We start from the raw sequence: 15597 nt of genomic DNA, 5'->3' as shown, positions 1-15597 counted from the left end.
AGGCCGTCTGAACGCAATGTTTCAGACGGCCTTCAAAGCTGAATACTTGAAACAAATGAATATTTGAAAATACGCCGGCTATCGAATCAACTTCAGCCATTGTTAGAAAACAGCTTTCAAAAAAGAAGGATGTTCAATCCATACTTTTATCAGGAATTTGGCCAATAATGTTCACATACCAAATAATGATCCATTCGCTCTAGAAATGCCAATCCAATTTCAATTTGACTGTCCGCGGTTCGCCATAGAAATTGTTTTGACCTCGCGTACGGTTGTAGTTGTTTTCAAAATACGTCCTGTCAGCCAGGTTCGTTCCGATCAGGCTGATTCTGCCGTGTTTGTGAAAGTCATATTGAACAAAGCCATCTATAAGTCCGTAGCCTCCTTGGCGAATATTGTAAAGGCTACTTGTGCGACTTTGCGCGGATATTCCACCACCCAAGGTCAACTTAGTTTGAGGCAAGCGGTAGCTTGTACCGAGGCGGAACATATGTACCGGCGTGAAGTTACTGAAGTTATATGGGTCGGCAGTCGTGTTTTTCTCCAACCGCTCCGCATTGACTTCTGCAGCATTTTTATACTTACTTTTGTTATATGTGTAGCCAACAAAAATACGCCAGTTTTCCGACAATTCGCCAGCCAATTCAAGTTCTGCACCGCTGCTCTTAACCTTACCCACAGGTTTGGCGATGGTTTGGAATGAACCTCCGTTACGACTAGTATCGGGAACAAATCCGAAATCGACAACGGTTCGGTTTTTCTGCTGTAAAACAAATAAGGCAAGCGAAGCATTCAGACGGCCTTGCAAGAACGACCCTTTCCAACCTATTTCATAGTTAGTCCCGATGAGTGGTGGAAGAACGGATTTGCTGGTTACATCAACGTTATCCTGTTGTTTAAAAATCTTAGTATAGCTGGCATACAAGCTTTGTTGCGGTGTCAGGTCGTAGGTAATGCCTGCATATGGCGTGAACCTATGACTTTGCATTTTTGAGGTGTAGTGTTCTTTGTCGATTTTGTTACTGCTCTCAGTTTGAAATGCCGTAGCAGGCTGGCCATAGCGTACAGGCATTTCTTTGGCTTGTGTGGTTTCATAGCGCGTATAGTGCATACCGCCCAAGAGATGCAGACGGTTGGTTGCATTAAAGCGGGTACTGACAGTCAAAGAATGTGTTTTATTCGTGTTAAGGTATTTCGAATAATTGTATAACGCCGGAACATGATCATCTGCAACCTGAACAGTTTTCCACAGCGGCGTTTTCAGATATTGGTTTGCCCATTTCAAATTTCCCTCTTCATCCCGCTCCTGTATTTTGTTTCCATTTGCATCCAATTCGTAAACAGGATCTTGCACCATTACGCGCTCACCATTGTCGTTGACTGTCCAGACAGGCTTGCCCTCCGCATCCAAACGGGGAGTATATTTGGTAACATGCGCGCCACTGCATTCCGGCACATAGATCTTGTTATTACCTTTTTCGTTATAAATATGCCAATCTGGTTCGACAATGCCTTTTTCTAAAGGATTACGCTCCGGACCATCGGGATGAATGCCGCAACTGCCTGCACCTGCATAACCTTGAGGACGGACAAAATAACGGTTTTGATATATTTCCGTATAAGCAGAACGAATTTTTTCATTGTTATACGCATAGCCGACAAAGAAATCATGTTCACGCCCAAGCAGGCGGTAGTTACCTGTCAGATCTAGCTTAAAGCCCCATTGCACATCGTGTTTGGTATAGTGCAACGGCATGAAGTTGTAACGGCGGTTGTATGTGTGGCGAAGATTGTATGCTGAGTCGTATAGACGGTTGGGAAACAAACCTTCTGCATTGTTAATAATGCCTTGCTTTGCAAGCTCCTTATCAACAAACTCTTTTTTATCTACTTCTACACCCGGATCCTGCCAGTCGTTGCACAGAAAATCCAAACCAATGTCCTGCATACATTGATCAAAACCTGCCCGACGTGCTGCCGCCCTTTGGGAGCGATATTGTTCAAAAGCAGATGCATCGAAACGATGGGCAACGTAATCTGCTTTTTTCTCTTCATATGTTTTCGTGACGCCATCACGATATTCTTTTAATTTTGCCAACGCCTTGTCTTTAGGCTCAAAAGGGATAACCTCTCCCTTCTCGGTTAAGAAACCCGTTGCCGCAGATGCTGAAATCCCTGCCGCGTGTTCGTTTTTCAGAAAAAATTGTCCGACTTTGGCATCTGAATCATTACGCGTATAAGAAATTTCGGCATTGAGTTGCCATCCATTGTCAAAGACATGTTTGAAACCGGAAAAAATATTGTATTTATCAGCATTCAGGCGTGACCATGAGGTTTCACCCAAATAAGTATTACGTGGCAATTTCAAAGGATTGTTACAGGCCGGACTGGAGCTGAAGGCCGCAGTTTTTTGATCCTCACAAGGTAAAATCACGCCGGCAAAATCGGGAATATCTTTATTTTTCTGATAAGTACCCCCCAAAGTCAGCATACTGTTATCACTCAAATCCGTATCAATCACACCATAAACCATGTCTTTCTTGTTCCATACACCCTCTTTAAAAGAGCGGTGGTCCTCATGAACACCAACCAGCCTACCGCGTACCGTATGTTCATTATTCAAGCTTCCAGATACATCCAAGGCCAAACGCTTGCTGCCCCTATGGTCAGTGCTGATTTCACCTGTATTCTTAAACAGAGCTGTTGGCCGCTTACGGATTAAATTAATGGTTCCACCCGGTTCAGAATTGGACTGAGTAAGACCGGTTGCACCTCTGACAACCTCAATATGATCATAAACAGCCAGGTCTGTACTGGGTGAGACATCGATTTTTGCCGTATAGCCCGAACGTCCAGACACATTAGTGGTAATACCGTCTTCACCAATCTGATCAACATAGAAACCACGAGACAAAAAACGAGTTTGCAGGCCCGAATCCCGAACCACGTTGATTCCCGTAGTGTTTTTCATTGCATCTTCTAAAGAATATATTGCTTTATCATCTAGCTGCCGACGTGTCATTACGCTCACCGACTGCGGCGTATCCTTGCCTGAAATACGCAACCCAGTCGCCGTTGCCATCGTTCCGATTGTATAAGACTGACTGCGCTCGGTATTCCTTTGTGCCTGCCGTTTACCACTGACCTTGACCGTATCCATGTCTACATGTTCCACTTCTTGATGTCCCGTATCTGCAAAAACAGTTTGGCAAGGCAGCACTAATAACAAACAAATTGTTTTCATTTGAAAATCAGGTTTCACAACTATTTCCTTAATTAATAGAATCTATTTATCTGCTAGATAAAAATTACAATTTATTGATTTTAAATGGTATATAACCTATAAAATTTAAAATTAGATCGTAATGATAAACGATATCATTATATACTTATTGCATTAATATATGAACTTTTTGTTATAGATTTTTTCTTATGTCCTGATTTTTAGATAAAAAAAGGCCGTCTGAACGCAATGTTTCAGACGGCCTCAATTTAGGTATAACGCGATTAAGCGTTAGCTTCCTGTTGTTGTTGGTAGATTGCTTCGAAGTTGATCGGAGCGAGTAATACAGGTGGGAAGCCGGCGCGGGTTACGCTGTTGGAAATGGCTTCGCGTGCGTAAGGGAACAGGATGTTTGGACAAGCAACGCCCAGCAGCAGTTGTACGTCTTCTTCAGGAATGTTTTCCAGACGGAAGATGCCGCTTTGGGTAACTTCGTTCAAGAACATGGTGCGCTCTTCGTTCAGTTTGGCAGTCACGGTAACGGTAACGTCAACGCTGTAGAAGCCGTCTTCCAGTTTGGTGTTGCCGGTAGAAACGCGCATATCGACTTCAGGCTCGCCTTGTTCCAAGAAGATTTGTGGTGCATGAGGCACTTCCAAAGACAAGTCTTTTACATACAGACGCTCAACGCTGAATACGGGTTGCAATTCTTCGCTCATTTTATTTTCCTAAGTTAAGGGTTAAGGATTCAGTAATTCGTCCAACTTGCCTTCCTGCTGCAAGCGGTACAAATCGGTAAAGCCACCGACATGGGTATCGCCGATAAAAATCTGCGGCACGCTGCGCTGGCCGGAAAGCTGCTGCATTTCGGCAAAAACTTCCGGATTGCCGTCGATGCGGATTTCGTTGATTTCTTTCACACCCACCGCCTGCAACAGCCTTTTCGCCATGGTGCAGTACGGGCAATATGGACCGGTATAAACAGTAACGGTTTGCATGATTTCTTCCAAAATACCAATGTTCATGACTATATGGGCATAAGCGTTATTTTACAAGTGTTCCCGCCGTACGGTTGTAAAAAACATTCAGACGGCCTCTTGGCCATAAACATTTGTGCAGATGCGGAAAAACCATAATTAAAGTATGATAAGCGCTTTCGCAGAATGACTTTTGCCATTTGTTTTTTGGAGAAGGACACATCGCAAAAGTTTTTCTATTCAAAATCAGGTATCCCCATGCTTTCAGGAATTCCCATCCCCAAGGACGCCGTGCGTCCGTCCGAAACCGTCCTCGTCAACATCACGCCGCAAGAAACGCGTGTGGCCGTTTTGGAAGAGAACAATATCTGCGAGCTGCACATCGAGCGCAACAGCGGCCACAGCTTGGTCGGCAATATTTATTTGGGCGTCGTCAAACGTGTCCTCCCCGGCATGCAAAGCGCGTTCATCGATATCGGATTGGAACGCGCCGCATTTCTGCATATCGTCGACGTCCTCGAACAACGCCGCAATCCGGACGAAACCCAACGCATCGAACACATGCTCTTTGAAGGCCAGTCTGTCTTGGTTCAGGTCATCAAAGACCCCATCAATACCAAAGGCGCGCGCCTATCCACCCAAATCTCACTGGCCGGCCGTTTCCTCGTCCATCTTCCGCAAGAAGACCACATCGGCATTTCCCAACGCATTGAAGACGATGCCGAACGCAGCAGTTTGAGGGAGCGCCTCAACAATCTGCTGCCCGAAAACGCCTGCCACGGCTACATCATCCGCACCAACGCTGAAAACGCCTCCGATGAGCAACTGCAATCAGACATCAACTATCTGACCAAAGTGTGGGAACACATTCAAAAACAAGCAAAAATCCAGCCGCCCGAAACCCTGCTCTATCAAGATTTGCCTTTGAGCCTGCGCGTTTTGCGCGATATGTTCAGCCTCGATACGCACAAAATCCTGGTCGACTCCACTGAAAACCACCGCCGCATGACCCAGTTTGCCGAACAATACGTTCAAGGTGCATTGGGCAGAATCGAACTGTTCAAAGGCGAACGCCCCCTATTTGAAACCCACAACATCGAGCAGGAAATCGCCCGCGCCCTGCAACCGCGCGTCAACCTCAACTTCGGCAGCTACCTCATCATCGAGTCCACCGAAGCCATGACCACCATCGATGTCAACACCGGCGGCTTTGTCGGCGCGCGCAATTTTGATGAAACCATCTTCCGCACCAACCTCGAAGCCTGCCACACCATCGCCCGCGAACTTCGCCTGCGCAATCTCGGCGGCATCATCATCATCGACTTCATCGATATGGCGCAGGAAATCCACCGCGAAGCCGTCCTGCAAGAGCTTGCCAAAGCCCTCAGTTTCGACCGCACCCGCGTCACCCTCAACGGCTTTACCAGTTTGGGCCTTGTCGAACTGACCCGCAAACGTTCGCGTGAAAACTTAAGCCAAATCCTCTGCGAACCCTGCCCTTCCTGCCAAGGCCGGGGCCGTCTGAAAACGCCGCAAACCGTGTGCTACGAAATCCAACGCGAAATCGTCCGCGAAGCGCGCCGCTACGATGTCCAAGCCTTCCGCATTTTGGCCGCTCCGAATGTCATCGACTTGTTCCTAGACGAAGAATCACAATCGCTGGCAATGTTGATAGACTTTATCGGCAAGCCGATTTCACTGGCAGTCGAAACCGCCTACACGCAGGAACAATACGATATTGTGTTGCTGTAAAGATAAGAAGGCCGTCTGAAAACTTTTCAGACGGCCTTCTTGTTTGAGCAAATAAAGATTACGGTTTCACTACTTTACCGTTGATTTTGACGGAAGTCAGTTTCAGGTTGTAGGTTTTACCATCATCGGTATAGCTGATTTGCGCAGGGATATTGTCGATATCGGAAGCAAACGAGTAAGTAACGGTATCGTCACCGCGGCGGACGCGATATTTGCTTACAGGCGTTGTACCGCCGTTCAGTTTATAGCTTTCGCTGCCGATTTTGTTCATGCTGCCGACGGTGTACAGTTTTTTACCGTTGGTAATTTTCAAACCTGACGGCAGGCGCACGTCATTGGCGGCCAGTTGCCATGCCAAAGTGAACAAGTCCATGGCTGGGCCGGATTTTTCGGTTTTCAAATCACCTGCTTTGCCGTAAGTGATGTTGCCGCCGGAGAATTTGGCCTCGGCATACAATTTACCGCCGCGTACATCTTTGTAGTAAGACGGATGCAGGGTCGTGCCGTTGATGCTGCCGCCGGATTCAAAGCGGATATTGTAAAGCGGTACTTTGATGGTAGAGACGATTTTGTATTGGTTGCCGCTGCGTGTAAAGGTCATGGTCGCAGGAATACCGTAGCTGCCTGAGTATTGTAAAACGGCAGATTGCGGCAATTCAGCGGCTTGCGCGCCGACGGAGGCTGTGAACAGGGAAAGTGTCAGCAAGGTTGTTTTAATCGGATTCATGATGTTTTCCTTGTGTGTATGGTGTTTCAATCAAGCCAGCAGGCTTTGACCGGCGGCATTGTGTTGTGCATTCAAAACGCGGTTGCCTTCGATTTTCAGACGGCCTGCAACAAAATCGGCAACGGCTTGCGGAAACAGCTGGTGTTCAACCGTCAGCACGCGTGCGGCAACGTCGTCGGCAGTATCGCCGTCCAAAATAGGCACAATGCCTTGCGAAATAATCGGGCCGCAATCCAGCTCAGGGGTTACGAAATGGATGGTGCAGCCTGCCACTCGGCAACCTGCTTCCAATGCGCGCTCATGGGTATGCAAACCGGTAAAGGAAGGCAGGATGGACGGATGGATATTGATCAGGCGGTTTTCATAATGGGCGCAGAATTCGGGAGTCAAAATGCGCATAAAACCCGCCAACACCACCAAATCCGGCTGATAGGCATCGATTTTTTCCATCATGGCCTGATCAAATGCCAGACGCGAGTCGAAGTTTTTATGGTTTAAACTGTCGGTGGCTATACCGCGCTCTGCCGCCCATGCCAATCCGGCTGCGGTCTCGTTGTTACTCAATACGGCTGCAATGTTGGCATCAAGAATATCGGCATTCACAATCGCCTGCATATTGCTGCCGCGTCCGGAAATAAGGATGACGATGTTTTTCATCATAATTCCTTGTTGGTTTGGAACAAAGGCCGTCTGAAACGGAATTTTTTCAGACGGCCTATTATCCGTTGTTTAAGGGCGTAAGCCTTGATTCGGATTATTGAACTTTTTGTACGTCAACTTGTACTGGTTGTTGTGCAGCAGCATCAGGAGCGCCGACTTTAACCAGTTTCACGTCGAATACCAAAGTAGCGTTCGGGCCGATTTTATCGCCGGCGCCCACTTCGCGGTAAGCCAATTTAGCCGGGATATAGAATGTTGCTTCGCCGCCTTCTTTCAAGAGTTGGATACCTTCAGTCCAACCTGGAATCACTTGGCTTACAGGGAAGCTGACTGGGCCGCCGTTGGCTTTGCTGCTGTCAAATACGGTACCATCAATCAGACGGCCTTCGTATTCAACGGTAACCATGTCGTCTTTAGTTGGTTTTTTACCTTCGCCTTCTTTGGTGATTTTGTATTGCAGACCGGAAGCGCTGGTTTTCACGCCTTCTTTAGTCGCGTTTTCTTTTAAGAACGCTTCGCCTTTTTCCAAGTTTACTTTGGCATCTTCAGCACGTTTGGCAGCCGCTTTTTCTTGTTGCTCTTGCAGGAATTTCATCATCACTTCCTGAGCTTGAGCTTCAGTCATTTTAACTTCTTTACCTTCAAACATGGCCTCCATGGCTTCGGTGAAGACTTTCAAATCGATTTCCGTACCTTGGTCTTTCATTTGTTTCAATGAACGGCCGATGTCCACACCCATTGCGTAGCTGGCTTGTTGGGCAGTAGAACCGATGGCAGAAGCATCTGCAGTCGCATTTGAAGCTGCGGAAGCAGCAGGGGCATCTTTAGCGGCAGTGTCTTTTTGGTTGCAAGCAGTCAGTGCCAACAAAGCAGACAAAGCCAATGCGCTGAATTTGAAAGTTTTGTTCATGATTATGTCTTTTCCGGAAAGGTCAAAAAAGGGGATTATAGCTGAGTTTGAATGAAATGGAATCAAGGTGGATAAAAATTTGTAAAGGCTCTTATCAAAAACATCAAGGCCGTCTGAAAACAAGTTTCAGACGGCCTTGTCTTAGCTATCGGTCAACCGATTAATACCAACCGCGCAGTTTCATTGCTTTTTCAACACGACGGATACTCATCATGTAAGAAGCGGTACGCAGGTCAACATCGTATTCTTGAGCCAAGTTCCAAATATCGCGGAACGCACGGCGCAGAACAACGGTTTCTTTCTCTTGAACTTCGTCAAACTCCCAGTAGTAGCCTTGCAGGTTTTGTACCCATTCAAAATAGGATACAACCACACCGCCGCAGTTTGCCAAAATATCAGGAACAACCAATACGCCGTTTTGACGCAGGATAACGTCGGCTTCAGGAGTAGTCGGACCGTTTGCACCTTCAACCACGATTTTCGCGCGGACTTTACCGGCGTTTTCAGAAGTCAGTTGGTTTTCCAGCGCGCAAGGGGCGAGTACGTCCACTTCCAAAGCCAAAAGTTCGGCATTGCTGATTTCTTTGCCGTAGCCGGCTTCGTTGGTGATGAAACCTTTGGTTTGGAATTCTTTGATGATTGCTTCCATATCCAAGCCGTTTTCGTTGTAGATGGCAACGTCAACAGTAGATACGGCAACGATTTTCGCACCGGCTTTGTGTGCATAGTAACCGGTGTGATAGCCCACGTTACCGAAACCTTGAATGGCGTAAGTAGCACCCTTCACGTCTTTGCCCAGTTTTTCCAAAGCTTGGACGGCGGCGAAGTTTACGCCGTAACCGGTGGCTTCGGTACGCGCCAAGGAGCCGCCAAATTCAACCGGTTTGCCGGTGAACACGCCCGGTGCAGAATGTTTCACTACATTTTCATAGGCATCAACCATCCAAGACATGATTTTGCCGTTGGTGTTCACATCAGGGGCAGGGATATCGATTTTCTCGCCGATCAGCGGAGAAATGGCTTCGGAATAAGCGCGGGCAATGCGTTCCAATTCCGCTTCGGAATAGTTACGCGGATCCAAAGTAATACCGCCTTTACCGCCGCCGTAAGGAATACCAGCTACGCAGCATTTGATGGTCATCCAGATAGACAGGGCTTTAACCTCGTCCATATTCACATGAGGATGGAAACGCACGCCGCCTTTGTAAGGGCCGACGGCATTATTGTGTTGTGAACGGTAGCCGGTGAAGTTTTCTACTGTACCGTTGTCGAGTTTGACAGGGAAGTTGACTTCCAAAACACGTTGCGGCTTTTTCAAGATTTCAAATACTGCTGGGTCGGCATTCAGACGGTCGCAGGCAGTTTTCACTTGTTTTTGCGCAATTTCAAACGGATTCAGCGTTTCTTTTACAGCAGATGCGGACATGTATTTTTCCTTTTCATACATATGATTAGACGAGAGCCACACACGTTACTATATACAAAAACGGACAAAAATGTAATAGCGTGTAGTCGATAAAAAGCAAATCTATTCATTTATATATAAATTTAGTTTGAGGCCGTCTGAAAATATCGGCACACTAGCCGGAAATTTTTCAGACGGCCTACTATAAATGCTCATCAAACCATTCAAAAAAGCACACAAACCCTTTGTTTTTTAATACCTACCAAACCGCCCTTTTTGTTGACAAAATCCTTTCTACATTACCAACAGACTGACGGCCTTACACCAGCAAAAATTGTTAACAATTTAAACAAATATCCCTTTAAAGAATCAGCAAAACATCGGCAAATCAGGCAAACAATGTTAAAATAAGCGCTTAAATAATATGACAGAAAGCTACTCAATGACCACTGCTGCTTTAGAACACGTTCAAGCCGTTGCCTTTGATTTGGACGGTACCTTATGTGATTCCGTTCCCGATTTGGCCGCAGCAGCCCAAGCCATGTGTGCATACTTGGGTTTACCTGTTTTACCTACCCAAACGGTTGAAAGTTATGTCGGCGACGGCATCAGCAAGCTGGTTCATCGCGTCATTACCCATGATCGTGAAAAAGAAGCCGATCCTGAAATCTGGGAAAAAGGCTTTGTGTTCTTTATGAAATATTATCGCGAGCACTTGAGCGACTTTACCCGCCCCTACCCTGAAACCGAAGCCGGTCTCGGCCTGCTCAAGTCCTTGGGTATTCCATTGGTTGTCATTACCAACAAAAATGAAATTCTGGCTGCTGAATTGCTGAAACAGCTTAATCTCGACGGCTACTTCAGCTTGGTTCTCGGCGGCGACAGCCTGACTGAGAAAAAACCCAGCCCATTGCCGCTTCAACATGCGGCCGAAGTTTTGGGCATCGATGTTGCCAATATGCTGATGGTGGGCGACTCTAAAAATGACATTATTGCCGCCAAAGCGGCCGGTTGCTTTAGCGTCGGCGTAACATTCGGCTACGGCGACATGACCTTGCTCTCTCAAGACAAAGCGACCAAACCTGATTTATTGATTCGTGCCCTGCCTGAAATCTACGAAAATCTGCAACCGCAAAAAAACAAAGACGAAGAATAATTCGGCTTTATTTTCAGACGGCCTTTTCGGTGCCTTCACCCAATCAGGCCCTCTGAAATGTAATTCAATGTAGTTAAATCCATCCCCTTCCATATCCCCATGAAACCTCCCAAAACCTTACGCGCCCGCGCCTTGGATATTCTTTCTCGTCAGGAAGTCAGCCGTGTCGGCTTGAAACGCAAACTGGCTTCGCACGCTGAAAGCGAAGAAGAATTGGAAAAGGTTTTGGACGAATTCGCCGAGCGAAATTGGCAATCCGACCAGCGTTATGCAGAAGCCTATATTCACAGCAAGAGTAACCGTTACGGCACGCTCCGCCTCAAACAAGCCTTGGCGCAACAAGGTATCGATGCAGACGACTGTCGGGAATTCTTACCCGACAGGGAGGACGAGCTGCAAACCGCCATTTCTGTTTTGCGTAAAAAATTCAAGCAAGAAGCTGAAGATTTGAAAGAAAAACAAAAACAAGCGCGTTTCCTTGCGTATCGCGGCTTTGGTGCAGACACCATTCAGACGGCCTTAAAAACCGCATGGAATAAAGAAGAAGACTTCTATCAATAATCATTCCTACTTGAATCTTTACGGCTATCGGCGTACCCTTACGCTTTCATTCAATAATCTAATCAGAGCTTCATCATGTCCGACAAACCACACGATACATCCACCCCCCTACTCGAAGACGAACGCAAAAACCCTGTTTACCGCTTGGGTCAGGCAGTGGCCGGATTCATGTTGCTGGTTTGGGCCGGCGTTTTGGTCTTGGTTTTCTTCTTGGTTTTCCGTTTTTGGTTAAGTTAAATCCAACCTGAAGCATTATTTTTCTTCAAAACAAACCGAAAGAAGTTTGTTCGTACATACTCAAAAGGCCGTCTGAACACACTTTCAGACGGCCTTTTCTTATCATGCTGTTCACAATTATCCTCGGATTACTTTGCGGATATTCGGATTGGCATGCATCTCATGAACAATCTGATTAACCTGTTCCAAGTCCTTGACTTTAATTGTGAATTTAAATTCCACAAAACCTTCCGTTCCTGCTTGCGCTTTGGTTGGCGTATCGACAGATTCGATATCCGCACCGGAATTGGAAATCGCTTGCGCCATTGATGCCAACAAACCATGCGCATCTTCGGATTTGACGTTGAGGATGGTGCGATACGTTTGATTGCGCAAACTGTCCCAGCCCGCATCCAGTTGCTCTTCCGGATCGGCTTTGACCAAAGTTTGACAGGTATCACGGTGGATAATCATACCCTTGTCTTTGACCAATAAGGCGCGGATTGCATCGCCGGGAATCGGATGGCAACATTCGGCAAAATGAATCCGGCCGGTTTCCTGATCGTTGACTTTGATCGGACTGAGTTTGACCGTGCTGCCAAAATGTTGGCCTGCCAACTCGGCAATGTGCATGGCAACGTGTACCGGCAAAGTATGTCCCATACCGACATTGTAGAGAATCTCTTCAAACGAGGTTTGTTTGGTATTCAAATCGGCAAGGTATTTTTCTTTGAGGTCGTCTGAAAGCAGGATATCTTTAGGCAACAGGCTGGATAAAGCTTTTTGCAGCAGGTTCTCACCCAAAACAACGGCATCGTGACGATTCAGATTTTTAATGTATTGGCGGATGGCACTGCGCGCACGGCTGGAAACGGTAAAGTTCAACCATGCCACATTAGGCTTGGCATGCTCGGAAGTAATGATTTCTACCGTATCGCCGGTTTTCAGCTTGGTGCGCAACGGCATCATGACGTTATTGATACGCGCGGCAACGGTTTTATGACCGATATTGGTGTGAACTGCATAGGCAAAGTCAATCGGTGTCGCACCTTTCGGCAAGGTAAGGATATCGCCCTTCGGGGTAACGATATAGACTTCGTTGGGGAACAAATCGACTTTGACATGCTCTAGAAACTCGATGGCATTTGAGCTGCTGGCTTGCAGGTCAAGAATATTTTTCATCCATCGGTTCATATGGAGGACGGCTTGGTCCGGAGTATTTTCACCGGATTTGTAAATCCAATGACCGGCAATACCGCCCTCAGCCACAGCATCCATTTCACGCGTACGGATTTGCACTTCGATCGGCAAACCGTAAGGGCCGACCAAGGTCGTGTGCAGGCTTTGGTAGCCGTTGCTTTTCGGAATGGCGATATAGTCTTTAAAACGGCCGGGCTTGGGGTGGTATAAATTATGCAATGCACCCAATGCGGCATAACAGGCAGGAATGCTGTTGACGATGACCCGAAAGCCGTAAATATCCATCACTTCGGCAAAACGCAGCTTTTTAGCCAGCATTTTTTGATGGATGCTGTATAAGTTTTTCTCGCGGCCTTTGATTTTGGCTTCAATATTGACACCGACCAAACGCTGACTGAATGCACGCAACACTTTGCCGACAACATCGCGGCGATTTTTGCGGCTGTTGTTCATGGCTTTTTTCAGGGTTTCGTAGCGTCTTGGGTGGAGATTTTGGAACGATAAGTCTTGAAGTTCTTGATACGCATTGTTCAGGCCAATGCGGTTGGCGATTTGAGCATAGATTTCGAGGGTTTCTTTGGCGATGCGGCGGCGTTTTTCCGGACGCATAGAGCCAAGGGTACGCATATTGTGCAATCGGTCGGCAAGTTTGACGACGATGACGCGCACGTCTTTGGTCATGGCGAGGATAAGTTTGCGGAAACTTTCCGCCTGATGCTCGGCATGATCTTCAAATTTGAGTTTTTCCAGCTTGGAGAGGCCGTCTACCATTTCAGCAATGGTATCGCCGAATTCTGCCGCCATTTCGACTTTGGTTACACCCGTATCTTCCAATACATCGTGCATAACGCCTGCGCAGAGGCCTTGAGCATCCATGTGCCAAATCGCAAGCTGCGTGGCAACAGCAAGGGGATGGGTGATGTAGGGTTCGCCGCTTTTACGGGTTTGTCCGTCATGGGCATGGAAAGCGTAGGCAACGGCTCTTTCAAGCTCGGCCTGCTCATTGGTATTGAGATAGGATGCGGTGCGAAACAGAAGCTCGCGCGCTTCTGCTGTCAACGGATCATAGGGGGCGGTAGGCAGTGGGGCTGGCATTTTCAGACGGCCTTTTATGGCTATTTTTAAGCCGTCAGACTGTATCGGTTGTTATATCGCACCGATACAGTCCGCGCGACGGTTTTATCGGTTTGCCGGTTGGTTTATTTGTTGCGGGTCAGCAGCTCGGTTCCGATTTGTCCGGCTGCGATTTCGCGCAGGGCGGTAACGGTTGGTTTGTTGTTGCGGATGTCATCAACCAAAGGCGTATTGCCGTTTTCTAATTGGCGTGCGCGACGGGCGGCAACGAGGGTAAGGTCGAAGTGGTTAGGGATTTTACCTGTGCAATCTTCAGTAGTAATACGGGCCATGTTTGCTTGCTTTCTTTCTATGTTTCAAATAAACGGTTATTTTCGCTGTTTTTTACGAATTTTCCAACAGGTTTGAGATAAATCCCTGTTGAGAGGATTTTTTCAGACGGCCTGCTTTAATAATGTGGAACAAATCGGTTTCGGCACGATCCAAATCGTCATTCACGACGACGTAATCGAACAAAACGGATTGCTCAATCTCATGACGGGCTTTTGAAAGGCGTGTTTGAATAACTTCTTCGCTGTCTGTACCACGGCCGATCAAACGTTGCGCTAAAACTTCAAAGGAAGGCGGCAGGATAAAAATACTGCTGGCTTCAGGCAACGATTTACGCACTTGCGCCGCACCTTGCACATCAATTTCCAAAATTACGTCATAGCCCTCTTCACTCAGCGAATTTACGCCGGCAATGCTGGTGCCGTAATAATTGCCGAACACATTGGCGTGTTCCAAAAAGGCTCTTTGCTCAATCAGTGATTCAAATTCTTCTTTGGGAACAAAGTGGTAATGCACACCATGTACCTCACCCTCTCGCGGCTGGCGCGTAGTATGAGAAATAGAAACACGGATGTCGTCATGATTTTTCAACAGGCGCGACACCAAGGTCGTTTTACCTGTGCCGGAAGCGGCAGAAATGATGTAAATATTGCCTTTTTTATGATTTTGCATGGTGGTTCAGCCGATGGTATGTACCTGTAAATTATAACACAACACAATGTTTCTCGAAATTTCAGACGGCATGTTGCAAAATTTGGCTATTGTATCGATTAATTTGGCAAGTCCGCATATGACCGCTACAATATCGTGTTAAAAACTTTTTGATTTCGGAATGTCGAGATGTTGATTCATCCTGAAGTAATGGGCGTAGAAACTTTGGCGGACAAAATCCGTAAAATTGAAAACTGGCCGCAAAAAGGGATTTTGTTTCATGACATTACTCCCGTTTTGCAAAGCGCAGAATATTTCCGCCTGCTGGTCGATTTACTGGTTTACCGCTATATGGGGCAGAAAGTTGATGTCGTGGCAGGCTTGGATGCGCGCGGCTTCATCATTGGCGCGGCTTTGGCCTATCAGCTGAACGTCGGCTTTGTCCCCATCCGCAAAAAAGGCAAACTGCCGTTTGATACGGTTTCTCAAAGTTACGCTTTGGAATATGGTGAAGCAACGGTAGAAATCCATACCGACGCCATCAAGCCGGGGGCACGCGTTTTATTGGTAGATGATTTGGTGGCAACCGGCGGCACAATGCTGGCAGGTGTCGAGCTGATCCGCAAACTGGGCGGCGAAGTAATCGAAACAGCTGCTATTTTGGAGTTTACCGACTTGGACGGCGGCAAAAAAATCCGCGAAAGCGGCGCGCCGTTATTTACCCTATGCCAAAACAAAGGCTGTATGTAATAAAA

At 47.0% G+C, this 15597-nt stretch carries 15 protein-coding genes; 5 read left to right on the top strand and 10 right to left on the bottom strand.

Annotated features, from left to right (window positions below; all coding sequences use genetic code 11):
- Positions 1 to 199: 199 nt before the first annotated feature.
- The 3 genes from HMPREF2675_RS05935 to grxC all read right to left on the bottom strand — a co-directional run bounded on the left by HMPREF2675_RS05935 (position 200) and on the right by grxC (position 4221).
- Positions 200 to 3244 carry a TonB-dependent siderophore receptor gene (locus HMPREF2675_RS05935; RefSeq protein ID WP_070814488.1) on the bottom strand — a complete coding sequence of 1015 codons (3045 nt, stop codon included), beginning with the start codon at positions 3242 to 3244 and terminating at the stop codon, positions 200 to 202.
- A gap of 263 nt (positions 3245 to 3507) precedes the next feature.
- Entirely contained in the window at positions 3508 to 3942 is a 435-nt protein-coding gene (gene secB, locus HMPREF2675_RS05930; RefSeq protein WP_003745844.1) for a protein-export chaperone SecB, read from the bottom strand.
- Between the two features lie 21 nt (positions 3943 to 3963).
- On the bottom strand, positions 3964 to 4221 hold the full coding sequence (grxC, locus tag HMPREF2675_RS05925) for a glutaredoxin 3 (protein WP_003684090.1): 258 nt from the start codon (positions 4219 to 4221) through the stop codon (positions 3964 to 3966).
- A gap of 237 nt (positions 4222 to 4458) precedes the next feature.
- Here grxC and HMPREF2675_RS05920 point away from each other — a divergent pair, with 237 nt between their 5' ends.
- A complete protein-coding gene (locus HMPREF2675_RS05920; protein ID WP_049335464.1) occupies positions 4459 to 5952 on the top strand; it encodes an Rne/Rng family ribonuclease in 1494 nt (497 codons plus the stop codon).
- A 58-nt stretch (positions 5953 to 6010) separates the two neighbouring features.
- Here the strand turns inward: HMPREF2675_RS05920 and HMPREF2675_RS05915 are convergent, their stop codons facing one another.
- The 4 genes from HMPREF2675_RS05915 to HMPREF2675_RS05900 all read right to left on the bottom strand — a co-directional run bounded on the left by HMPREF2675_RS05915 (position 6011) and on the right by HMPREF2675_RS05900 (position 9675).
- On the bottom strand, positions 6011 to 6679 hold the full coding sequence (locus tag HMPREF2675_RS05915) for a membrane protein (protein ID WP_049335462.1): 669 nt from the start codon (positions 6677 to 6679) through the stop codon (positions 6011 to 6013).
- A 30-nt stretch (positions 6680 to 6709) separates the two neighbouring features.
- The gene (gene purN / locus HMPREF2675_RS05910; protein WP_049335461.1) at positions 6710 to 7336 is read right to left on the bottom strand and encodes a phosphoribosylglycinamide formyltransferase; all 627 of its coding nucleotides are present in this window, start codon (positions 7334 to 7336) and stop codon (positions 6710 to 6712) included.
- Positions 7337 to 7433: 97 nt separating this feature from the next.
- Entirely contained in the window at positions 7434 to 8249 is an 816-nt protein-coding gene (locus HMPREF2675_RS05905) for an FKBP-type peptidyl-prolyl cis-trans isomerase (RefSeq protein WP_070504422.1), read from the bottom strand.
- A 160-nt stretch (positions 8250 to 8409) separates the two neighbouring features.
- Positions 8410 to 9675 (bottom strand): Glu/Leu/Phe/Val family dehydrogenase, encoded by a 1266-nt coding sequence (locus tag HMPREF2675_RS05900; RefSeq protein ID WP_063067944.1) that lies wholly within the window; start codon positions 9673 to 9675, stop codon positions 8410 to 8412.
- 421 nt (positions 9676 to 10096) lie between these two features.
- On the opposite strand from HMPREF2675_RS05900, the gene HMPREF2675_RS05895 reads away from it, so the two are divergent.
- The 3 genes from HMPREF2675_RS05895 to HMPREF2675_RS11390 all read left to right on the top strand — a co-directional run bounded on the left by HMPREF2675_RS05895 (position 10097) and on the right by HMPREF2675_RS11390 (position 11608).
- The gene (locus HMPREF2675_RS05895; protein ID WP_070814385.1) at positions 10097 to 10810 is read left to right on the top strand and encodes a phosphoglycolate phosphatase; all 714 of its coding nucleotides are present in this window, start codon (positions 10097 to 10099) and stop codon (positions 10808 to 10810) included.
- A 99-nt stretch (positions 10811 to 10909) separates the two neighbouring features.
- Complete coding sequence (gene recX, locus HMPREF2675_RS05890) at positions 10910 to 11371, top strand: recombination regulator RecX (protein ID WP_070814384.1); 462 nt, start codon at positions 10910 to 10912, stop codon at positions 11369 to 11371.
- Positions 11372 to 11446: 75 nt separating this feature from the next.
- Complete coding sequence (locus HMPREF2675_RS11390) at positions 11447 to 11608, top strand: hypothetical protein (RefSeq protein WP_168167157.1); 162 nt, start codon at positions 11447 to 11449, stop codon at positions 11606 to 11608.
- Positions 11609 to 11725: 117 nt separating this feature from the next.
- Here the strand turns inward: HMPREF2675_RS11390 and HMPREF2675_RS05885 are convergent, their stop codons facing one another.
- From HMPREF2675_RS05885 to gmk, 3 genes are all read right to left on the bottom strand, one after another.
- A complete protein-coding gene (locus tag HMPREF2675_RS05885) occupies positions 11726 to 13882 on the bottom strand; it encodes a RelA/SpoT family protein (RefSeq protein ID WP_070814383.1) in 2157 nt (718 codons plus the stop codon).
- A gap of 104 nt (positions 13883 to 13986) precedes the next feature.
- A complete protein-coding gene (gene rpoZ / locus HMPREF2675_RS05880; protein ID WP_003682294.1) occupies positions 13987 to 14193 on the bottom strand; it encodes a DNA-directed RNA polymerase subunit omega in 207 nt (68 codons plus the stop codon).
- 52 nt (positions 14194 to 14245) lie between these two features.
- Positions 14246 to 14863, bottom strand: coding sequence for a guanylate kinase (gene gmk, locus HMPREF2675_RS05875; RefSeq protein WP_070814382.1), 618 nt, complete (start codon positions 14861 to 14863; stop codon positions 14246 to 14248).
- 168 nt (positions 14864 to 15031) lie between these two features.
- On the opposite strand from gmk, the gene HMPREF2675_RS05870 reads away from it, so the two are divergent.
- Positions 15032 to 15592, top strand: coding sequence for an adenine phosphoribosyltransferase (locus HMPREF2675_RS05870; protein ID WP_070814381.1), 561 nt, complete (start codon positions 15032 to 15034; stop codon positions 15590 to 15592).
- Positions 15593 to 15597 lie beyond the last annotated feature (5 nt).

Origin of the sequence: Neisseria sp. HMSC061H08 (assembly GCF_001836795.1) — a bacterium.
GTDB classification, from domain to species: domain Bacteria; phylum Pseudomonadota; class Gammaproteobacteria; order Burkholderiales; family Neisseriaceae; genus Neisseria; species Neisseria subflava_A.
Note: the sequence above shows the minus strand (reverse complement) of the source record. Positions and strands in the feature narration are given on the sequence as shown.